The organism is Curtobacterium sp. AC272 (genome assembly GCF_979258155.1).
Genome location: NZ_OZ409838.1, coordinates 1,402,895 through 1,422,157, shown reverse-complemented (window position 1 = coordinate 1,422,157; position 19,263 = coordinate 1,402,895). Strand labels below are relative to the sequence as shown.

The window sequence follows — 19,263 nt, the reverse complement described above, 5'->3', positions numbered from 1 at the left end:
TCGGAGGTGCCGGGTACGGTCTCGGCCATGGTGATCTCGATGGACCGACCGGGCGGCCGGTACTCCCGACGCGTGGTCGGCAGTGACGTCGACCAGGCGCTCGCGTTCTTCGGGCGCGACTACGACTTCCGGGCGCCCACGGTCCGGCGCACCCGCCCGACCGCGCACTGGGACTTCGCCGGCGTCGGCGACGACCGGATGTCGCTGCGGTCGTCGCGGTTCATGGTCGACCTGCGCAGCGAGAGCCAGGTCGACGACGAGTTCCTGGTGGCCTGGATGCGGAGTGGCTCCAGCAGGATCACCTGCGGCGGCGAGACCTGGGCGCTCGAAGCCGGTGTGCCCGTCGTGCTGCCGTTCGCCGAGCCGTACTCCCTGCACCACCGCGACATCGCGCTGAACCTGGTGCACCTGGACCGCGACTTCGTCCGGGCGTTGGTCGGCGAGGACGACTTCGCCTTCGAGCCGATGCAGCGCCCGACGGCTGCGGGGTCGGCCGCGTGGCAGGACGTGGTCCGGACGCACTCGTCGACGTGGCTCGACGTCGACCACGACCTCGACCCGATCGCGCAGCGCGACATCGCCGAGGCCTTCGCGACCGCTGCGATCCGTGCGTTCCCGCAGCGCGACCGCTGGCGCTCGACCGTGGCCGGCGGCGGTCCGGAGCACGGCCGCGTCCGGCGGGCGCTCGACTTCGTGCACGAGCACGCCCGCGAACCCATCGGCACACCCGAGATCGCCGCGGCGGCGGGCTGAGCCCGCGTGGGCTGCAGCAGTCCCTGCGGCGGCACCTCGACCAGACGCCCGGCGACCTGCTGCGCGGGGTGCGGCTCGACGGTGCGCGGGCGGACCTCGTCGGGGGTGCGCGCGACGAGACCTCGGTGGCCGAGATCGCCCGGTCGTGGGGCTTCGGGCACCTCGGGCGGTTCTCGGCGACGTACCGTGCCCGCTTCGGCGAGCTGCCGAGCGAGTCGCTCCGCACGCGCTGACCGCGGTGGGACACCGAGCCGAGGGTCCACCCGGCGGCGGTAGCGTGACGGCATGGACACCGTCGTCACCGCGCTCCGCGCCGCCCTGCAGGACCCCGACGGCACCGTCGTCCGGACCGAACCGGGCGTGCTCGACGCCGCGCGGACCGACAAGTCCGGCTGGATCGCACCCGGCGATCCGGTCGCGGTCGTCGAGGCCCGCACCGTCGAGCACGTGCAGGCCACACTCCGCACCTGCTCGGCCCTGGGCGTCCCCGTCGTCCCGCGCGGCGCCGGCACCGGTCTGGCGGGTGGCGCGAACGGCACCGAGGGCACGGTGGTGCTCAGTGTCGCGCGGATGGACCGCATCGTCGAGGTGTCCGTCGAGGACGAACTCGCCGTCGTCGAACCCGGGGTGCTCAACGGTGCGCTGAACGCCGCCGTCGCCGAGCACGGGCTGCGCTTCGCACCGGACCCGGCGAGTGCGGCGATCGCGAGCGTCGGCGGCAACATCGCCACCAATGCCGGTGGCCTGCGGTGCGTGAAGTACGGCGTCACGCGCGAGGCCGTGCTCGGGCTCGACGTCGTGCTGGCGGACGGGCGGCTCGTGTCGACCGGCCACCGCACCGTCAAGGGGGTGACCGGTCTCGACCTGACGGCGTTGCTCGTCGGGTCCGAGGGCACGCTCGGTGTCATCGTCGGCGCGACGGTCCGACTCGTCCCGATCCCGGCGGGGAGCCCGCGACCCTCGGGGCCGTCTACCCGACCGTGCAGCAGGCCGCCGCCGCGGCAGCGGCCGTGGTGGCGGGAGCGGATCGGCCCTCGACGGTCGAGTTGCTGGACGCTCTGGCCCTCGAGGGGATCGCGGCGTACCTCGGATCCGAGGTGATCGTCGAGACGGTGGGGAGCACCGCGGCGGGCGGGGTCTTCCTGCTCGTGGAGTTCGACGGTCCGGGCGCGACCGAAGCGGCGCTGGGAGCCGTGCCGCGCCTCCAGGCCGAGGGCGGAACCGTGCACCTGGCCGGGTCGGCGGCGGAACGCGAGCGCCTGCTGACGATCCGCCGGTCCTTCCACGCCGCGATGGAGTCGCGCGGTCGGGTGCTCATCGAGGACGTCGCGGTGCCGCGCAGCCGGCTCGCCGAGATGTTCGCCCGCGTGGAGGAGATCGGCCGCGAACACGGCGTCCCGATCCCGACCGTGGCGCACGCCGGTGACGGCAACCTGCACCCGAACTTCGTCTTCGACGGCGACGAGGTGCCTGCTCACGTCTGGGAGGCCGCCGATGCGATGTTCCGGGCGGCGATCGAGCTGGGCGGGACCCTGACCGGCGAGCACGGGGTGGGGGTGTTGAAGCGTCGGTGGATCGGTGACGAGCTCGGGGACGACGTCCTCGAGCTGCAGCGGGGGATCCGACGGGTGTTCGACCCGGCAGGTATCCTGAACCCGGGAAAGGTCTTCTGAGTGGCCGCCCGCCGAATCCGATCGCACGGATGTGCCGCGCATCGTTCGAACATTCGGCCGTAACGTCACCGCAACGAATCCGGCGCTGAATGGTGTGGACGAGAGCACCACCCACGAAGGAGTCTGCGATGCGCATCGGCGTCCCCACCGAGATCAAGAACAACGAGTACCGCGTGGCGGCCACCCCGGCGGGTGTCGCGGAGCTGGCGCTGCACGGCCACCAGGCCCTGGTGCAGGCCGGGGCCGGCACCGGGTCGGCGTTCCCCGACGACGAGTACCGCGCCGCGGGCGCCGAGATCGTCGACACCGCGGACGAGGTCTGGGCGCGCGCCGAGCTGATCCTGAAGGTCAAGGAGCCGGTGGCGTCCGAGTACCCGCTCATCCGTCCGGGCCAGGTGCTCTTCACGTACCTGCACCTGGCGGCCGACCGTCCGCTGACCGATGCACTCATCGACTCCGGGGCCACCGCGATCGCCTACGAGACCGTGCAGCTGCCGGACCGCTCGCTGCCCCTGCTGTCGCCGATGTCCGAGGTCGCCGGGCGGCTGTCCGCCCAGGTCGGCGCCTACAACCTGATGCGCACGAACGGCGGACGCGGGCTGCTGCTCGGTGGGGTGCCCGGAACACCGAAGGGCCGCGTCGTCGTGATCGGCGGTGGCGTCGCGGGGGAGCACGCCGCGACGATGGCGCTCGGGATGGGGGCCGACGTGACGGTCTTCGACATCAGCCTGCCCCGCCTGCGCGCGCTCGATGCCCGGTTCGACGGGCGGATCACGACGCTGCGGTCGTCGGCGCACGCCATCGCTGCAGAACTCAGAGAGGCCGACCTGGTGATCGGATCGGTGCTCATCCCCGGGGCGTCCGCGCCGAAGCTCGTCACCGACGCCATGGTCGCGGACATGCGGCCGGGATCGGTGCTCGTCGACATCGCGATCGACCAGGGCGGCTGCTTCGAGGGCTCGCACCCGACCACCCACGACGAGCCGACGTTCGCGGTGCACGACACCGTGTACTACTGCGTGGCGAACATGCCCGGCGCCGTCCCGCGCACGAGCACGATCTCGCTGACGAACGCGACGCTGCCGTACGCCGTCGCGATCGCCGACCGGGGGTGGGAGGCCGCGCTGGCCGCCGACCCGTCGCTCGCCCTCGGCCTGAACGTGCACGCCGGCCAGGTCACGAACGAGGCCGTGGCGGCTGCGCACGGCTTGCTGGCGTCCGCGCGGTAGAGCCCGAGTCCCGAGACTCGGGCTGGGCGACAGTTCTCGCAGCCGAGCGCCCGAGAAGTGTCGCTCAGCCCGAGACTCGGGCCAGGCCACGCGCGCCGGACCACCCCGCCCGCGCCCGCACGGCGACCGTCACCACCACGACGGCGGCGGCTGCGACCACCGCGGCCACGGCGGTCGGCGTCGACACCAGCGGACCGTCGAGCCGGGCGACCGCCACCCACGCCAGTCCCCAGGCCAGGGAGAGCATCGGCGCGAGGCGACCCCGACCCCACACGGCCAGGAGCAGCCCGACGAGCCCGGCCAGCGCTGCGACGAGCACACCCCAGACGTCCTGCCCGAGGTCGAAGCCCCGGAAGCCCGCTGCCGTCAGCACCGCGGCCGTGTTCGCCGCCGTCGCGACGCACACCCACCCGAGGTAGAGGCCGAACGTGCCGTCGGTGACGATCGCCTCGACGACGCCGGACGGCTTCGTCCGCCGCAGGATCGTGAACGTCCAGACCAACACCGCGAGCAGGGCCACGATGATCGGCTCGCTCGCCCACAGGAACCCGAACTGCACCGACAGGATCCACGCCGCGTTGAGCAGCAGCGACAGGATCGCCGGCACCGCCAGCTTCGCGTGCCGGTCATCGTCCGACGTGCGGAAGAGTTGGCGGATGGCGTAGGCGATGAGGCCGACGTAGACGACGCTCCAGATCGAGAACGCCGGACCGTCCGGCGCGATGGCGGTCGACGACGCAGACAGCGCGCCGCCGGCAGCGTCCTGGATCGGTGTCCCGCCGGCCGCGCCGGACCCGACGAACGCCCCGACCACCGCGACGACGGCACTCACGGCGACCGCGATGCGCTTCCAGATCCTCTTCATGACCGTTCCTTTCGTCAGCATGCTGATCACCTGCACCGTAGGCGGGCGGTCCTGTCGGGTGCGCAGCGTGCGTTCAGCCTGTGGGGGACGGCGGACGGGAGGCCCGTGGCGGGCCCGCCACGGGCCTCCCGTCCGAAAGCCGGTCACCTGCGTACGGTGGTCGCGTGAGCGTCGAGATGAACACCGTGTACGTCGACCGGATCGCCCCGATGGCGAGTCCGTCGCTGGACGACACCTTCCGGATGCTCGACGAGCAGGGCGCGAGCGCGTGCATCGTGCTGTACCAACCGGACGCGCAGGAGCTCGGCGACGTCGCGGTCGCGCTCGGCCTGCACGAGCTCGCGGTCGAGGACTCCGCCGAGGGCACCAGCGACCGAAGCTCGAGCGGTACGGCTCGACGCTCTTCGTGGTCCTCAAGCCCGCGCTCTACAACGACGGGCAGGAAGAGGTGGCGTTCGGTGAGGTGCACGCCTTCGTCGGAGAGGACTTCTTCCTCGTCGTGGTGAAGGCCGACCCGCGCGGCAAGCCGACCGTTCCGCGAGCGCTGCAGCGGATGAGCGGCAAGCCCGGCCTGGTGACGGTCGGACCGCAGGCGCAGCTCTGGGCGCTCATGGACACGATCGTCGACGGCTACGTGCCGGTGATCGACGGGCTGGAAGAGGACATCAACCAGATCGAGGACCAGCTGTTCGCGGGCGAGGCCGGGGTCTCGCGGCGCATCTACGAACTCTTCGGCGAGGTCGTCGACTTCCAGCGTGCGGCCCGCCCGCTCATCCACATCATCGAGAACCTGCACCGCGGCGCCGAGAAGTACCACCTGCCGATCGAGATGCAGCGCCGGTTCCGCGACGTCCTCGACCACGCCATCCGCACGGTGGAGCGGCTGGACACGTTCCGGCAGCTGCTGCAGAACGCGCTGACCGTCGACTCCACCCTGGCGGCACAGAAGCAGAACGACGACACGAAGCGGATCTCCGGCTGGGCGGCGATCCTGTTCGCCCCGACGCTCATCGCCGCCATCTACGGCATGAACTTCACGCACATGCCCGAGCTGACGTGGACCTGGGGCTACCCGCTGTCGATCGTGGGGATGGTCCTGTTCGCCGCGATCCTGTGGGTCGTGTTCAAGGTCAAGCGCTGGTTCTGAGGAAGACTGGGGCCGTGACCTCGTCCGACCTCGTCCACCTGACCGCCGGTGGCGTCTCCCTCGTCCTCGACTGCCGTGACGACGCGCTGCCCGCGGCGGTGCACTGGGGAGCAGCCCTCGGACCACTCGACGACGACGCGCTCGTCGCACTCGCCGACGCGGACGTCGCCCCCGTGGCCCAGAACGAGATGGACGACCCCGTCCGTGTCGCCGTGCTGCCGGAGCCGAACCGCGGGTGGAGCGGACGACCCGGCCTGGCCGGACACCGCGACGGCCACGACTGGTCGCCGGCGTTCACCGTGCGGTCGCTCGACGTGACCGACACGACCGTCACGGCCGAGGCTGCCGACGACACCGCGGGGCTCGCCGTCCGGCTGACGATCGAGGTGCTCGTCTCCGGACTCGTCCGTGCCCGGGCTGCCGTCACGAACACCGCCGACGGCGTCTACACGGTGGACGACCTGACGGTGGCGATGCCGATCCCGTCCGGTGCGCGCGAGGTCCTGGACTTCGCCGGCCGATGGGGCAAGGAACGCACCCCGCAGCGCCGCGAGCTCGTCGTCGGCACCCACCAGCGCGAGAGCCGGAAGGGCCGGACCGGTGCCGACGCCGCGACCGTCCTGACGGTGGGGGAGCCCGGCTTCGGCTTCGCCCGCGGTCAGGTGTGGGGCGTGCACACCGGGTGGAGCGGGAACCACCGGCACCACGCCGAACGCCTGTCGACCGGGCGCCAGGTGATCGGCGGAGGTGAACTGCTGCTGCCGGGCGAGGTCCGGCTCGGCACGGGCGAGACGTACGAGGGGCCGTGGGTGTGGTTCGCCCACGGTGACGGGCTCGACGACCAGGCCCGACGCTTCCACCAGTGGCTCCGCAGCCGGCCGCAGCACCCGACGACCCCGCGGCCGATGACGATCAACGTCTGGGAGGCCGTGTACTTCGACCACGACCTCGCCCGGCTGACCGATCTGGCGGAGCGCGCCGCGGCCCTCGGCGTCGAGCGGTACGTGCTCGACGACGGGTGGTTCCGCGGCCGCCGGAACGACCACCTCGGGCTGGGCGACTGGTACGTCGACGAGGACGTCTGGCCCGACGGTCTGGGCCCGATCGTGGACCGTGTCCGGGCGCTCGGCATGGAGTTCGGCCTGTGGTTCGAACCCGAGATGGTGAACGAGGACAGCGACCTCGCCCGCGCCCACCCGGAGTGGATCATGCAGGCGGACGGCCGACTGCCGATGCGGTCCCGCGACCAGCAGGTGCTCGACCTGGCGATCCCCGAGGCGTACGAGTACGTGCTCGAGCGGATGACGGCGATCATCGGCGAGTACGGCATCGACTCCGTCAAGTGGGACCACAACCGCGACCTGGTGGAGGCCGGGTTCCCCGGTGCCGGCGCGGCGGTGCACGAGCAGACCCTGGCGACGTACCGGCTGATGGCGACCCTGAAGGAGCGCTTCCCGACGCTCGAGATCGAATCGTGCGCGTCGGGCGGCGCACGGGTCGACCTCGGCGTGGTCGAGCACACCGACCGTGTCTGGGTGTCCGACGACATCGACCCCCTCGAGCGGCAGCAGATGCACCGGTGGACGCAGCAGCTCCTGCCCCCGGAACTCCTCGGCGCGCACATCGCGAGCGGCAGGAACCACTCGACGGGCCGCGTGCACGACCTGGCCTTCCGGGCCGGCACCGCGCTCGTCGGGCACCTGGGCATCGAGTGGGACCTCACCGAGGCCACGGCGGAGGAGTCGGCGTCGCTGGCGGAGTGGATCGCGCTGTACAAGGAGCTGCGCGGGCTGCTGCACGGCGGCGACCTGGTGCGCATGGACGAGGTCGACGACTCCCGGCTCGTGTACGGCACGGTCACGCCGGACCGGCAGCAGGCCGTCTTCTTCCTGGCGAGCATCGGGCGGTCCGAGGTGTCCGGCACCGGTCGGGTCACCTTCCGCGACCTCGACCCGGACGCCTCGTACCGCGTCGATCCGATCGTGGTCGGCGACGGGCACGGGATCGTCCGACCGGACTGGTGGAGCGGCGCACGGGTGTTCAGCGGTCGCGTGCTCGGCACGGTCGGCCTGCACCCGCCGCTCATGCCCGCCGACTGCGTGGTCCCGTTCCGTCTGACGGCCGTCTGACGGCAGGTGGGACGACCGGGAGGCCCGGTGCCGGTGATCGGAGCCGCTAGGGTTTTCGACATGCCGCGCTCCGGACACGCGACCCCCGTCTGGGCGCTCAAGCTCGCCGTCGTCACCGCCCTGGTGGGCGTCTCCGGCGGCATCGCCGGCATCGCCGTGTGGCTCGCGTTGCAGCTCATCCAGTTCGTGGCCTTCGGGTACGGCTTCGGGGGGCACCTCGAGGCGGCGGACGCCCCGTCGGCGCTGAACCGGTTCCTCGCGCTCGTGGCCGCCGGTGTCCTGACGGGCGTCGCCTGGTGGGCGCTCCGGCGCTGGGGGCGTCCGATCGTGTCGGTCACCGCGGCGGTCGGCGGCAAGCGGATGCCCGCACTCGCGACCCTGGCGAACGCCGGGGTGCAGATCCTGGCGGTCGGTCTCGGCGCCTCGATCGGCAAGGAGGTCGCCCCGCGCGAGGTCGGCGCCTGGCTCTCCCAGCTCGTCACCCGTCGTGCCGGTCTCACTCCGCGCGAGACGAAGATCCTGGTCGCCTGCGGAGCGGCGGCGGGTCTCGCCGCGGTGTACGACGTCCCGCTCGGCGGTGCGCTGTTCGCCGTCGAGGTCCTGCTCGGCGAGATCAGCTTCGCCACGGCCCTGCCCGCGTTCGCCACGAGTGCCGTCGCCGCGTTCGTCGCCCGGCTCGTGATCCCGGACGAGGTGCTCTACCACGTGCCGGCGATGCACATGTCGCCGTCGCTGCTCGTCTGGGCGATCATCGTCGGGCCGGTCCTCGGCCTGGCCGGCGTCGGGTTCGTGAAGCTCACCAACCGGCTGCAGGGCATCGCGCCCAAGGGCTGGCACCTGCTCGTCGTGCTGCCGGTGGTGTTCGCGATGGTCGGGCTCATCGCGGTGCCGTTCCCCGAGATCCTCGGCAACGGGCGGGCGTTGGGCCTCGTCGCCATGAACGCCTCGCTCGACGACGGCACCGTCGCCGGCCTGGCGCCGATCGTGCTGCTCCTGCTGCTCGGCGTCGTCCGCACGATCACCACGTCGGCCACCATCGGTGCCGGCGCGGTCGGCGGCACCCTGACGCCGTCGATCGCGATCGGTTCGGCGATCGGCGGCGGCCTCGGTGGCGCGTGGCTCCTGCTCTGGCCGGCTGACGGCCCGGGCCTGGCGGCCTTCGCGTTCGTCGGCGCCGCGGCGTTCCTGGCGACCACGATGCGGGCCCCGTTCACGGCGCTCGTCCTGGTGGTCGAGTTCACGCAGGAGGGCACCGACATCCTCATCCCGTCGCTGCTCGCGGTGTCCGGGGCGGTCGCGGTCGGGTACGTCCTGGCACGTCGACGCAGCGCACGGATGGTGTGAACACTTCGTCACGTTCCGGGACAGACGGCGGCTCCGCGGCCTACCATCTGCGGCATGACGGAGCGACGGGCTCCGCACCGAGCTGAGGAGCAGGCCATGGCGGGGTTCGACGACATCACGAAGAAGGCCCAGGACTTCCTGAAGGACAACAAGGTCCAGGACGCCCTGAAGAGCGAGAAGGCCGAGGACATCAGCGACAAGGTCCTCGGGGGCGTCGCCGACGCGGTCAAGAAGGCCACCGGCGGCAAGTACGACGACAAGATCGACGGTGCCCGCGACGCTGCGGACAAGAAGATCGGCAACGAGTAGCCCCACCGTGCGACGGCCCAGGACCCGGCGCGGTCCTGGGCCGTTGCGGTGCCGACTGGACGCCATCGGGAACAACGGCCACCATTGACGGGTTGCTCCGGACAGCAACACCAGGAGGACGAGACGTGACAGTCGTGGCGCCGAACCAGCCGCTCACCGAGGCCGAGGTCGAGACGATCAAGTCGGACTTCCCGATCCTCGCGCAGGACGTGAACGGGCAACCGTTGGCGTACCTGGACTCCGGGGCGACGGCGGAACGCCCGACCCAGGTCCTCGACGCCGAGCGCCGGTTCCTCGAGCACGACAACGCCGCCGTGCACCGCGGCGCGCACACGCTCGCGGCGCTGAGCACCGATGCCTACGAGGACGCCCGTGCCACCGTCGCCGACTTCATCGGCGCTGCCGGTCCGAGCGAGGTCGTCTGGACCGCGAACGCCACCGACGCGCTCAACCTCGTCGCCTACGGCATCGCGAACGCCAGCCGTGGCCGCGGCGGGGTCGACGCCGCCCGCTTCCGCATCGGACCGGGCGACGAGATCCTGGTCACCGAGGCCGAGCACCACGCGAACCTGGTGCCCTGGCAGGAACTCGCCGCGCTCACCGGCGCGACGCTCCGCTGGGTCCCGGTCGCCGACGACGGCACCTGGACCGCCGAGGACGCCGCAGCCCTGATCACCGACCACACCAAGGTCGTCGCGTTCGCGCACGTCTCGAACGTCACCGGCATGGTCGCCCCCGTCGAGCAGATCGTCGGTCTCGCCCACGCCCGTGGCGCACTGGTCGTCCTCGACGCCTGCCAGTCCGCGCCGCACCGGCCGCTCGACGTGCAGCAGCTCGGCGTCGACTTCGCGGCGTTCTCCGGGCACAAGATGCTCGGCCCGAACGGCATCGGCGTGCTCTGGGGCCGCAGTGAGCTGTTGAACGCGTTGCCCCCGTTCCGCACCGGTGGGTCCATGATCACCACCGTGACCATGCAGGCGTCGGAGTTCATGCCGGCGCCCGAGCGGTTCGAGGCCGGCACGCAGCCCGTCTCGCAGGCCGTCGCCCTTGCCGAGGCCGTCCGCTACCTGCAGGGCATCGGCATGGAGCGGGTCCGCGCGCACGAGGAGCACCTCGCCCGGCGCATGCTCGACGGCCTGGCCGCCGTCCCCGGTATCCGCGTGGTCGGTCCACCGGTTGGCGTCCCGCGATCCGGGCCTGGTGTCGTTCGACGTCGACGGCGTGCACGCCCACGACGTGTCGCAGTACCTCGACGCGCAGGGCATCGCCGTCCGCTCGGGGCACCACTGCGCCCAACCCCTGCACCGCCGACTCGGCCTGGTCGCCACCAGCCGCGCGAGCACCTACGTCTACACGACCGAGCACGACGTCGACCGGTTCATCGCGGCCGTCGGCGAGGTCCGCGGCTACTTCGGAGCGACCGCGTGAACGCCCTCGACAGCCTGTACCAGCAGGTCATCCTCGACCACGCGAAGGCCCGGCACGGCGACGGCGACCTGCCCGACGCCGACGCCTCGCACTTCGAGCGCAACCCCACGTGCGGCGACGAGATCACCGTCCGCATCCGCCTCGAACCGGGCACCGACCGCATCGCCGGTCTCGCCTGGCAGGGCGACGGCTGCTCGATCTCGATGGCCTCGGCATCGGTCCTCACCGACATGGCCGTGGGCCGCACGGTCCCGGAGCTCCTCGCACTGACCGACGAGTTCCGCACGATGATGCGCTCCCGCGGCGTCGGCAAGCCCGACGAGGACGTCCTCGAGGACCTCATCGCCTTCCACGGCGTCTCGAAGTTCGTCATGCGGGTCAAGTGCGGCATGCTCGCCTGGGTCGCGGCGGAAGCCGCTGCGCGTGAGGCGACGGCGTCCCGCTGAGCCGGGTGCGGCTCGCGATCGCGACCACGTGACGGCCAGGAGGCCCGGTGCGGGCCCGCCACGCGCCTCCCGTCCGTCGCCGGGAGCGTCTCGAGCGTCCGGAGCGACGAACGGAGGACAGCAGTGATCGTCGAGGTGCGCCGCCCCGGAGGGGCGGAGTCCGACCTGATGGTGCGGACGTACCTGACCGAGGTGGCCTCGCGCTGGTACGGGCGCGACGCAACGCCTGCCGAGGTCGATCTCGCACTGGCCGACGAGCCGTACGACGACCTGGAGGGCGACAGCGGCGTGTTCCTGGTGGCGTCCGACGGTGGACGGCCGATCGCGTGTGCCGGCGCCCGGTTCCTCGGCGACGTGGCGGAGCTCACGAAGGTGTTCACGCTGCCGAGCCATCGTGGGCAGGGCATGGGGTCGGTGCTCCTGCGCCGGCTCGAGGCGGAGTGTCGTGCGCGGGGGATCGCGTCCCTGCGACTGGACACCCGGGCTGCGCTCGCCGAGGCCTGCGCGCTCTACGAACGGCTCGGCTTCGTGCGGGTGGCACCGTTCAACGACGACCCGTACTCGGACCGGTGGTACGCGAAGGTGCTGTAGGCCCGGCTCAGGGGCGGTACTCGTCCCGCGACTTCGTGGATCGGGTGGGTGGCTGGGCCGGGGCGGTGGCACCGCCGGAACCGATGGCGCTCAGTACGGCGGCCAGGTACTGCAGCGTGGTCAGCATCACCCGGCCGATGGATCGCAGGACGTGGCTCATGCGTCGAACCTATCGTTCAGACGTGACGATGCGTCATGAAGACGTCGACGTCGTCCTCGGTGTCCACGACGAAACCGTGCCGTTCGTAGAGCCGGCGCGCGGCGCTGCCCTGGAGGACGTTGAGTCGCGCGGGTCCGGCGTGTGGTTCGTCGAGGACGCTCCGCAGCACCACCGAGCCCACGCCTCGGCCCTGGACGTCCGGCGCGAGGTAGAAGTGCTCGATCCACCGGGTGTCGGCGTCCGGACGCACGGTGATCGAGCCGCGATCACACCCGTCGACCACGACGACCCGGGTGTGCTCGGGCGCGAAGGCATCACGCATCCGCCCGCGGACCCGGACCGCGTCGAAGCGGCCGAGACGCTCCAGGTCTGCACGGAGGACCTGCGCACGCAGCTCCACAAGCCACTCGATGTCCTCGGGGATGCTGTTCCGCAGTGTGACGTCCACCCGTCGAGCCTAGGAGTCGTCGGCGCGGATCCCGTGCTGGTGATCGGCTCGTACGCTGGTCCGATGGATCAGGAAGGTGTCATCGACCTCGTGGCGGCACGCCGCGCCTCGGCCGGGCACCCCATCGTCGTCGGCATCTCGGGGTACTGCGGCTCCGGGAAGTCCACGCTGGCGCGCAGTCTCGCCGGGACGGTGCCGGGCGCGGTGCGGATCCGTGGGGACGACTTCCTCGATCCGGAGCGGTCCCACCGGCGGTCGGCCGACTGGGACGGTGTCGATCGGGAGCGTCTGACGTCGTCCGTCCTCGAACCGCACCGGACGGGACGAGCGAGCACGTTCCAGCGGTTCGACTGGTCGGTCCGAGCGCTCGGTCCCGCGGAGCCACTGCCGACGACGGACGTCGTGGTCGTCGACCTCATCGGCCTCTTTCACCCCGACGCGATGCCGCACATCGACGTGGCGGTCTGGTGCGACGTGGACCTCGACACCGCTGCTCGTCGTGGCATGGCCCGCGACCGCCGGCTCGGACGTGAGCACGACGACCTGTGGCGGGACGTGTGGATCCCCAACGAACGCGACTTCGAAGCGCAGTTCGCCCCGATGGACGGTGCCGTCGCCTACTCTGCAGGGTGACCTGACGAGGACTCACCGCGGCGAGACCGGCCGGAAGGGGCGCTCGACGACATCGCTGTCGACCGTCACCGTGAGCGCCGACCCGGCCGGGACCTCGCGCCACAGACCCGGCAGGGCGGCCAACGGCTCGGACACGACGACGCGCGCGTTGTCGGGGACGTGGGAGAGTCGGCCGATCTCAGGGTAGAGCTGACGTACCGCACCGACGTCGGTACTGACGAACAACGAGTTCGCCATGCCCGCAGTCGCGTACCGCACCGCGGTCAGCGAGTGTCCGTCGGTGAGCCCGATCGTCATCTGCAGGGCCGCGTCGATGCCCGCCTCGCGCGCGAGCGACTCCACGAACCCGGCCATGCGCTCCAGGCCGCCGATCGGGTCCTCCTCGAGCCCGAACGTCAGGGCGAGGTGGAACATGAGCTCCGAGTCGGTGGACCCGAGAATGCACGGGAACAGGTCCTCCCGTACTGCCATGAGGAGTTGCCGCCGCAGCGTCGGGAACTCCGCGATGAAGCCGTTGTGGACGAAGAGCCGTTCGCCGTACCGGAAGGGGTGGCTGTTCGTCTCCTGCACCGCGGTTCCGGTCGCTGCTCGGACGTGTGCAAGGAAGAGACCGCTCGTCACCTCGGCCGCGAGCTCCCGCAGGTTCTCGTCACCCCAGGCGGGCGTGGCGCTCCGGAACAGTGTCGGTCGCGCGCGACGCCCGTACCAGCCGAGGCCGGTGCCGTCGCCGTTCGGCGCCGGCGTCTCGGGGAGTGGAAGCGACTCTGTTCGATCAGTGAGCGCTCGGTGCCGTAGAGCAGCTCGCGCGGCTCGATCGGATCTCCGACGTACCCCAGCCATCGACACATCAGCGTCTCCTCGTCTGCGCTGCCCGCGGCCGTGGGTCAGGCATCGTCGTCATCGGACTCGGACGCCGATCGGGCCGCGGACCCATCGCCGTTCGCCGCGCTCTCGGGGATCGTCCCCGGCACCAGCCTGGGCAGCCGGCTCGACGGCAGGATCGCGAGCGCACTGATCGCCGCGAGTGCGAGGAACCCGAGTCGGAGGGTGCGGAGGCGGACGTCGGTGTTGATCCTGACCGCCGCGTCCACCTGGGCCGCGGTGGCATCGGTCTCGGCGAGCACGGCACGCAGGTCGTCGTTGCTGGTGAAGTTGATGCTGTCGAGATCGACCTGCGACTGCAGCGCAGGGGTGAGCACCGTCTCACGGGCGACGGCCTGTGTCACACCACTGCTGAGCAGGGTGACGAGCACCACGCCGATGAGCGCCGTCCCGACCGCCGAGGCCAGGTTCTGCGCGGTGCCGCGCACGGAACCGACGTCGCCGGCGAGCTGCTTCGGCGACGAGGTGACGAGCACGTTGAACAGGACGGTCACGAGGGCGCCCTGCCCGGTGCCGAACACGATGAGACCGAGGATCGTCGGCACCGTCTCCCAGTCGTTCGTCACGACAAAGGCGAGCCAGAGCAGCGCGACGGTGCTCAGGACGAACCCGAACCGCGCGATGGTCCGCGGACTGAACCGGGGGTAGAACCGGACGACCACGAGCGCGGACACGAACACGGTGAGGTTGAAGGGGAGCATCGCGAGCGACGTGTCCAGCGGCGTCCGGCCCTGCACGATCTGGATGTAGAGGGGGACGCTGAAGTTCACGGCGGCCTCGATGGCGACGATGACGAACAGCGCGGCGATCGTCGCGCGCTCCCGCGACGAGCCGATGACCGAGAGGTTGATCAGGGGCACCCTGCCGGTCCGTGCCCGACGTCGCGTCCACAGGAAGAAGGCCTGGCCGAGGACGACACCGACGACGACGACGATCGGTGCCGGGGACACCCCCGCGACGTCGAACGGTGCGCCGGCGGTGGCCCGGAAGAACCCCCACCCGTTCATGTTGTTGAAGCCGAGGGTGATCCCGACCACGGCGAGCCCGATCAGGACCGCGCCGACCAGGTCGATGCGCACGCGCGGGTTGCCGGCGTCCGACCGGAGCCGGAAGCTCAGCACGAACACGACGACCGCGAGGGCGATGAGGATGGCGAACACCGGACGCCAGCCGATGAACGTGCCGAGCAGACCACCGATGACGAAGGCGCTGACGCCCGAGGCCGCGCGTGCGGAGCCGAGCGACCCGACCGCGGTCGCCTGCTGGGACCCCTCGTAGTTCTCGGCGATCAGCGCGACGAGGCTGGGGACGATGATCGCCGCCGACGCGCCCGCGAGCGCCTGTGCCGTGATCATGACGCCGACGTTCGGCGCGATGGTCATGAGCACCATCGCGACGAGGAACACGCCGATGACGAGCCGGAACACCCGGACCCAACCGAAGCGCTGACCGAGTTTCGCGCCGGTCATCACGAGTGCGGCGACGACCAAGCCGTACGTCACGATCCCGGTGCTCACCGTCGTCGGGGGGACACCGAAGTCCTGCACCATCCCACCCAGGGACACCGGGAGCGCTGCGACGTTGAACGACATCAGGACCTGGGCCAGTGCGAGGGCGACCATCGGAGCCCACGACGCGCGCTTCGTGTCGCCGATGGTCGTGGTGGTCGTGGAGCCGGTCACGGTGTCTCCGATCGGTGCAGGTCGGCCGAGGCGAACAGGTTGAGACCGAGCGTCCGGGACAGCCAGGTGGTGGCGCGGACTCCGCGCACGCTGTTGCCGGCGGGGTCGAGCGGCGGCGAGAAGGTGGCGAGGCCGCCCTTGCCCGGCGCGATCGTCAGGATCCCGCCGCTCACGCCGCTCTTGCCCGGCAGACCGATGTCGTAGAGCCAGCCGCCGGACCGCTCGTACAGCCCGGACGTCGCCATGGCGGCGAGGACGTGCTGGCAGACCTCGGGGTCCACGACCCGCTCCCCGGTCACGGGGTTGACGCCGCCGTCGGCGAGGGTCGCCCCCATCACGGCGAGGTCTTCGGCGGTGACGGCGAGCGAGCACTGCTTCGTGTAGACGTCGGTCGTGGCGAGCGGGTCGAAGGCGAGCCGGTCGTAGCTCTCGAGCAGCCGGGCGATGCTCCGGTTCCGGAGGTTCGTCGCGGCCTCCGACTCGTACACCTCGACGTCGAGGCGCAGCGGTCGACCGGCGAACGCGGAGAGGCCGTCCTGCACCGCCTGCCACTTCGCCGCACTCGTCGCACCCGGCACGAGTGCCGTCGCGGCCAGGGCGCCGGCGTTGACCATGGGGTTCATCGGGCTGCCGCCGTTGAACTCGATCGCCGTGACCGAGTCGAACGGCAGGCCGGTGTTGTTGACGCCGATGAGCTCCGCCGCGCGACGGTGTCCGAGGTCCTGGCAGACGAGGGCGAAGACGAACGCCTTCGAGATCGACTGGACGGAGAACTCCACCCCGGCATCGCCCTCGGTGTGCCGCGCGCCCGTGACCTCGGCGACGCTCAGCCCGAAGAGTCCGGGATCGGCACCCGCGAGCGCCGGGATGTAGTCCGCGACGACCCCGGTGGCATCGGGCGCGAACCGTTGCCGGGCCTCGGCGAGGAGCTCGTCGACGCGGCGGCCGTCCGGCAGGGCGCCGGTCGAGACGAACCGTGTCTCTGCAGGTGTCGGTGCGTCCATCTGCTCGCCTCCGTCCTGCTGGTTGGTCGTGCCGGTCAGGCCGCTCGACCGGCGGTCGTGGCGGATCGGTCAGCGCGTCCGACGGTGACCCCGAGGGCAATCTGCACGATGCCGAACAGGATCAGGAAGCCCGCGATGGCGACGACGGCCAGCGCTGCCCCGATGGACGGCAGGTTGATTACCAACACGCCGATGACGATGCTGAGCACCGCGGCACCGATCGTCAGAGCACGGTTCGTCGGTGTCGGGGCGTAGAGCAGGGTGATGCCCTCGACCAGCCAGGCGAAGCCGATCACGAACGCGATCCACCGCACCCCGACCGGCGGGGCGACGAGCGCCACGATGCCCCCGGCGAGGATCAGCGCACCGAGGACGACCAAGCCGATGCGGCGGCCGGTGCCGATCCCGCGGGCGAACGCACGGACGATCATCGACAGGCCGGACACCAGCAGGTAGATGCCGAACACCCACGCGACCGCGAACAGCGTCGCGTGCGGGAGGCACGAGTGCGGCGACACCGACGAGGACCGCCACGATGCCGACGATCAGCAGCGCGGTCCGTAGTCGTCGATCCCCGCCGACGTCGGTGACGACGTCGTCCTGCAGCGCCATGGTGTCCGCCCTTCCCTGAGAGGATCTGGTCCTGCGCGCTTCTGCGTCAGGGCTACTCCTCGGAACCGCCCGTGTCCGGTGCCCATACGGACGCATCGGTCCGCACGGGGTCGGTGCGGCGCGGCGGACGCGCCGGCCACGTGACGAGCAGCAGCACCGCGAGCGGGCCGAACAGCAGCGTCAGGAGGAACCAGGTCCACGCCGACCGGTTCCGGGTCCGGGCGTACCCACCGGCGAGCATCGCGACGCTGAGCCAGACGCTCGACAGGTACAGGCCGGTGAAGTCCTCGTGCACGCTGTCACCCACCGACCACGCTGAAGGAACCGCGGGACGTCCAGAAGGTCGCGTCGTACTGGACGGTCACGTACGCCGCGAGCGCCTTGAACGTCGCAGACCTCGAGAACTGGTGTGACCGCGTGTTCAGGATGCCTGACGACACGTCCTTCGAGTACACCACGCCGAACCCACCGGAGCCGACGAGCCCGTAGGCGCGGATGTGCTCGGCGGCGCGGAGCTTGCGGACCTGCGAGTTCCCGGTCGCGGTGTAACCGGTTCGCCAGCTGTTCGTGATGCCGTTGCCGATGACGGATCCGTGGCAACCGTGAGCGCGTCCCCGGCCGTTCACGCCGCCGGTCCTCAGCGTGTTGAAGCAGTTCGCTGCGGCGCCGAGGGTTCCGGAGGCCGAGACCGGCGTGCCGATCGACTTGATGAACCGCTCGTCGTCAGGGGTGAGCTCGTCGCCCACCTCGTAGCGCTCCGCGATCTCCCGCAGCCGGATGTCGTTCGGCGGATCGGTCTGGTCGGCCACGGCGTGCGCGGGTGCGGCGATGCCCACCGAGATGAACGCTGCGGTGGCTGCCGCGATCAGCCCGACGCGCAGGACGGTGCGAAGTGAAGTCGTCATGATCTCTCCTCTGTTGGATGACGACGACAGCTTGTGACTCATACAAAAATGTCAATAACCGACACGCTGGAATGCTGAGGTTGAGTACAACATGTTCTACGGGCGATCCGCAGGAGATCACCTCGAGGCGCGGAGTGCGTGCACCATGCTGCGCAACGCCCCTCGCGCCGCCACCTGCTCCTCGTCCGACAATCCGTCGAGCATCCGGACCTCGACACCACGGACGGCCGCGCTCGCCCGCTCGAGGCTCGCGCGGCCGCTCGCCGTCAACCGCGTCGGGAGCGCCTTGCCCACCGGCGCCTCGGAGGCCCGCGTCACGAAGCCGTCCCGTTCCAACGCCTGCAGCAGGACGTTCATCGACTGCCGGGTGACGAAGGCGCCGCGTGCGAGCTCGGAGTTCGACAGTCCGGGCCGCTGTGCCAGCAGTTCGAGGCACGAGTAGTGCGTCATCGTCATGCCGAGCGGGCGCAGCACGGCCTCCATCGCAGCGCGGAGCGCGCTCGCGGCTTCCTTGAGCAGGTACCCGAGTGACGTCTCGAGGTCGATTCCGTCTTGACTCATGTCAGGAGTCTGACATAGATTGCTCCGTGTCAGAAGACTGACACGACACGAAGGAGCACCACATGCCCGTCACCGGCCCAGACTTCATCTCCCTGCAGACCCGCGACCTGACGACGTCGCAGGCGTTCTACGAGCAGTACCTCGGTCTGGTCCGCTCGCAGGCCGGCCCGCCGCACGCCGTCGTCTTCGAGACGACGCCGATCGCGTTCGCGCTGCGGGACGTCGTCCCCGGCACCGACCTCGACGCGGTGTCGCAGCCGGGCATCGGCGCGGCGATCTGGCTGCACGCGACCGACGTGCAGGCCATCCACGACGCCCTGGTGGCCGACGGCCACACCATCGTCGCGGCGCCGATCGACGGCCCGTTCGGTCGGACGTTCACCTTCGCCGACCCGGACGGCTACCAGGTCACGCTGCACGACCGCGCCTGAGCTGCGGCCGTCATGCTTCGTCACGATGCAT

The 19,263-nt window shown here is 71.1% G+C and carries 21 protein-coding genes and 3 pseudogenes; 14 read left to right on the top strand and 10 right to left on the bottom strand.

Going from position 1 to position 19,263, the window contains the following annotated elements; translation table 11 throughout:
* The first annotated feature begins 27 nt into the window (after positions 1-27).
* From ACZZ0J_RS07185 to ald, 4 genes and pseudogenes are all read left to right on the top strand, one after another.
* Positions 28-753: an AraC-like ligand-binding domain-containing protein gene (locus ACZZ0J_RS07185; protein ID WP_463435961.1), complete on the top strand. Its 726-nt coding sequence runs from the start codon at positions 28-30 to the stop codon at positions 751-753.
* Complete coding sequence (locus tag ACZZ0J_RS07180) at positions 750-986, top strand: helix-turn-helix transcriptional regulator (protein ID WP_463438152.1); 237 nt, start codon at positions 750-752, stop codon at positions 984-986. Before ACZZ0J_RS07185 ends, ACZZ0J_RS07180 begins: the two co-directional genes overlap by 4 nt.
* Positions 987-1,038: 52 nt before the next feature.
* A pseudogene (locus tag ACZZ0J_RS07175) lies at positions 1,039-2,426 on the top strand (FAD-binding oxidoreductase).
* 128 nt (positions 2,427-2,554) lie between these two features.
* Positions 2,555-3,655, top strand: a complete 1,101-nt coding sequence (gene ald, locus ACZZ0J_RS07170; protein ID WP_463435959.1) for an alanine dehydrogenase — start codon at positions 2,555-2,557, stop codon at positions 3,653-3,655.
* Between the two features lie 64 nt (positions 3,656-3,719).
* Here ald and ACZZ0J_RS07165 read toward each other — a convergent pair whose 3' ends face one another.
* The gene (locus tag ACZZ0J_RS07165; protein ID WP_463435957.1) at positions 3,720-4,520 is read right to left on the bottom strand and encodes a tryptophan-rich sensory protein; all 801 of its coding nucleotides are present in this window, start codon (positions 4,518-4,520) and stop codon (positions 3,720-3,722) included.
* Between the two features lie 164 nt (positions 4,521-4,684).
* Here ACZZ0J_RS07165 and ACZZ0J_RS07160 point away from each other — a divergent pair, with 164 nt between their 5' ends.
* The 8 genes and pseudogenes from ACZZ0J_RS07160 to ACZZ0J_RS07125 form a co-directional block, all read left to right on the top strand.
* Positions 4,685-5,026, top strand: coding sequence for a hypothetical protein (locus ACZZ0J_RS07160; RefSeq protein ID WP_463435955.1), 342 nt, complete (start codon positions 4,685-4,687; stop codon positions 5,024-5,026).
* Positions 4,927-5,667: a magnesium and cobalt transport protein CorA gene (locus tag ACZZ0J_RS07155; RefSeq protein WP_463435953.1), complete on the top strand. Its 741-nt coding sequence runs from the start codon at positions 4,927-4,929 to the stop codon at positions 5,665-5,667. The genes ACZZ0J_RS07160 and ACZZ0J_RS07155 overlap by 100 nt, the downstream gene beginning before the upstream one ends.
* Before the next feature lie 14 nt (positions 5,668-5,681).
* A complete protein-coding gene (locus ACZZ0J_RS07150) occupies positions 5,682-7,796 on the top strand; it encodes an alpha-galactosidase (RefSeq protein ID WP_463435951.1) in 2,115 nt (704 codons plus the stop codon).
* Between the two features lie 60 nt (positions 7,797-7,856).
* The gene (locus tag ACZZ0J_RS07145) at positions 7,857-9,140 is read left to right on the top strand and encodes a chloride channel protein (protein WP_463435949.1); all 1,284 of its coding nucleotides are present in this window, start codon (positions 7,857-7,859) and stop codon (positions 9,138-9,140) included.
* A gap of 54 nt (positions 9,141-9,194) precedes the next feature.
* Positions 9,195-9,449: an antitoxin gene (locus ACZZ0J_RS07140; RefSeq protein ID WP_374102075.1), complete on the top strand. Its 255-nt coding sequence runs from the start codon at positions 9,195-9,197 to the stop codon at positions 9,447-9,449.
* Positions 9,450-9,583: 134 nt separating this feature from the next.
* Positions 9,584-10,877: pseudogene (locus tag ACZZ0J_RS07135) on the top strand (aminotransferase class V-fold PLP-dependent enzyme).
* A complete protein-coding gene (gene sufU / locus ACZZ0J_RS07130; protein WP_463435946.1) occupies positions 10,874-11,323 on the top strand; it encodes a Fe-S cluster assembly sulfur transfer protein SufU in 450 nt (149 codons plus the stop codon). The pseudogene ACZZ0J_RS07135 and the gene sufU overlap by 4 nt, the downstream one beginning before the upstream one ends.
* Before the next feature lie 111 nt (positions 11,324-11,434).
* Positions 11,435-11,914, top strand: a pseudogene (locus tag ACZZ0J_RS07125) (GNAT family N-acetyltransferase); the annotation flags it as partial.
* Positions 11,915-11,921: 7 nt separating this feature from the next.
* On the opposite strand, the gene ACZZ0J_RS07120 reads toward ACZZ0J_RS07125, so the two are convergent.
* Both ACZZ0J_RS07120 and ACZZ0J_RS07115 read right to left on the bottom strand, forming a co-directional pair.
* Positions 11,922-12,074, bottom strand: a complete 153-nt coding sequence (locus ACZZ0J_RS07120; protein ID WP_165901367.1) for a hypothetical protein — start codon at positions 12,072-12,074, stop codon at positions 11,922-11,924.
* 16 nt (positions 12,075-12,090) lie between these two features.
* On the bottom strand, positions 12,091-12,522 hold the full coding sequence (locus ACZZ0J_RS07115; protein ID WP_207896132.1) for a GNAT family N-acetyltransferase: 432 nt from the start codon (positions 12,520-12,522) through the stop codon (positions 12,091-12,093).
* A 63-nt stretch (positions 12,523-12,585) separates the two neighbouring features.
* Here ACZZ0J_RS07115 and ACZZ0J_RS07110 point away from each other — a divergent pair, with 63 nt between their 5' ends.
* On the top strand, positions 12,586-13,155 hold the full coding sequence (locus tag ACZZ0J_RS07110; RefSeq protein ID WP_463435943.1) for a uridine kinase family protein: 570 nt from the start codon (positions 12,586-12,588) through the stop codon (positions 13,153-13,155).
* A gap of 12 nt (positions 13,156-13,167) precedes the next feature.
* Here the strand turns inward: ACZZ0J_RS07110 and ACZZ0J_RS07105 are convergent, their stop codons facing one another.
* The 7 genes from ACZZ0J_RS07105 to ACZZ0J_RS07075 all read right to left on the bottom strand — a co-directional run bounded on the left by ACZZ0J_RS07105 (position 13,168) and on the right by ACZZ0J_RS07075 (position 18,801).
* Entirely contained in the window at positions 13,168-13,995 is an 828-nt protein-coding gene (locus ACZZ0J_RS07105; protein WP_463435941.1) for a class II glutamine amidotransferase, read from the bottom strand.
* 44 nt (positions 13,996-14,039) lie between these two features.
* A complete protein-coding gene (locus tag ACZZ0J_RS07100) occupies positions 14,040-15,719 on the bottom strand; it encodes an MFS transporter (protein ID WP_463435939.1) in 1,680 nt (559 codons plus the stop codon).
* Positions 15,716-16,723 carry a glutaminase A gene (glsA, locus tag ACZZ0J_RS07095; protein WP_463435937.1) on the bottom strand — a complete coding sequence of 336 codons (1,008 nt, stop codon included), beginning with the start codon at positions 16,721-16,723 and terminating at the stop codon, positions 15,716-15,718. Before glsA ends, ACZZ0J_RS07100 begins: the two co-directional genes overlap by 4 nt.
* A gap of 35 nt (positions 16,724-16,758) precedes the next feature.
* On the bottom strand, positions 16,759-17,241 hold the full coding sequence (locus ACZZ0J_RS07090; RefSeq protein WP_463435935.1) for an HdeD family acid-resistance protein: 483 nt from the start codon (positions 17,239-17,241) through the stop codon (positions 16,759-16,761).
* Positions 17,242-17,387: 146 nt separating this feature from the next.
* Positions 17,388-17,642 carry a hypothetical protein gene (locus ACZZ0J_RS07085; protein ID WP_463435933.1) on the bottom strand — a complete coding sequence of 85 codons (255 nt, stop codon included), beginning with the start codon at positions 17,640-17,642 and terminating at the stop codon, positions 17,388-17,390.
* The gene (locus ACZZ0J_RS07080; protein WP_463435931.1) at positions 17,635-18,240 is read right to left on the bottom strand and encodes a hypothetical protein; all 606 of its coding nucleotides are present in this window, start codon (positions 18,238-18,240) and stop codon (positions 17,635-17,637) included. Before ACZZ0J_RS07080 ends, ACZZ0J_RS07085 begins: the two co-directional genes overlap by 8 nt.
* Positions 18,241-18,357: 117 nt before the next feature.
* Entirely contained in the window at positions 18,358-18,801 is a 444-nt protein-coding gene (locus ACZZ0J_RS07075; protein WP_463435929.1) for a MarR family winged helix-turn-helix transcriptional regulator, read from the bottom strand.
* 62 nt (positions 18,802-18,863) lie between these two features.
* Here ACZZ0J_RS07075 and ACZZ0J_RS07070 point away from each other — a divergent pair, with 62 nt between their 5' ends.
* Entirely contained in the window at positions 18,864-19,232 is a 369-nt protein-coding gene (locus tag ACZZ0J_RS07070; RefSeq protein ID WP_214547953.1) for a VOC family protein, read from the top strand.
* The last annotated feature ends 31 nt before the right edge of the window (positions 19,233-19,263 follow it).

Coding starts and splice junctions, on each gene's coding strand:
- ACZZ0J_RS07075 (WP_463435929.1), bottom strand. CDS start 18,801: ATGAGTCAAGACGGAATCGACCTCGAGACGTCACTCGGGTACCTGCTC.
- ACZZ0J_RS07185 (WP_463435961.1), top strand. CDS start 28: ATGGTGATCTCGATGGACCGACCGGGCGGCCGGTACTCCCGACGCGTG.
- ald (WP_463435959.1), top strand. CDS start 2,555: ATGCGCATCGGCGTCCCCACCGAGATCAAGAACAACGAGTACCGCGTG.
- ACZZ0J_RS07070 (WP_214547953.1), top strand. CDS start 18,864: ATGCCCGTCACCGGCCCAGACTTCATCTCCCTGCAGACCCGCGACCTG.
- ACZZ0J_RS07110 (WP_463435943.1), top strand. CDS start 12,586: ATGGATCAGGAAGGTGTCATCGACCTCGTGGCGGCACGCCGCGCCTCG.
- ACZZ0J_RS07140 (WP_374102075.1), top strand. CDS start 9,195: ATGACGGAGCGACGGGCTCCGCACCGAGCTGAGGAGCAGGCCATGGCG.
- glsA (WP_463435937.1), bottom strand. CDS start 16,723: ATGGACGCACCGACACCTGCAGAGACACGGTTCGTCTCGACCGGCGCC.
- ACZZ0J_RS07120 (WP_165901367.1), bottom strand. CDS start 12,074: ATGAGCCACGTCCTGCGATCCATCGGCCGGGTGATGCTGACCACGCTG.
- ACZZ0J_RS07165 (WP_463435957.1), bottom strand. CDS start 4,520: ATGAAGAGGATCTGGAAGCGCATCGCGGTCGCCGTGAGTGCCGTCGTC.
- ACZZ0J_RS07080 (WP_463435931.1), bottom strand. CDS start 18,240: ATGACGACTTCACTTCGCACCGTCCTGCGCGTCGGGCTGATCGCGGCA.
- ACZZ0J_RS07145 (WP_463435949.1), top strand. CDS start 7,857: ATGCCGCGCTCCGGACACGCGACCCCCGTCTGGGCGCTCAAGCTCGCC.
- ACZZ0J_RS07105 (WP_463435941.1), bottom strand. CDS start 13,995: ATGGCTGGGGTACGTCGGAGATCCGATCGAGCCGCGCGAGCTGCTCTA.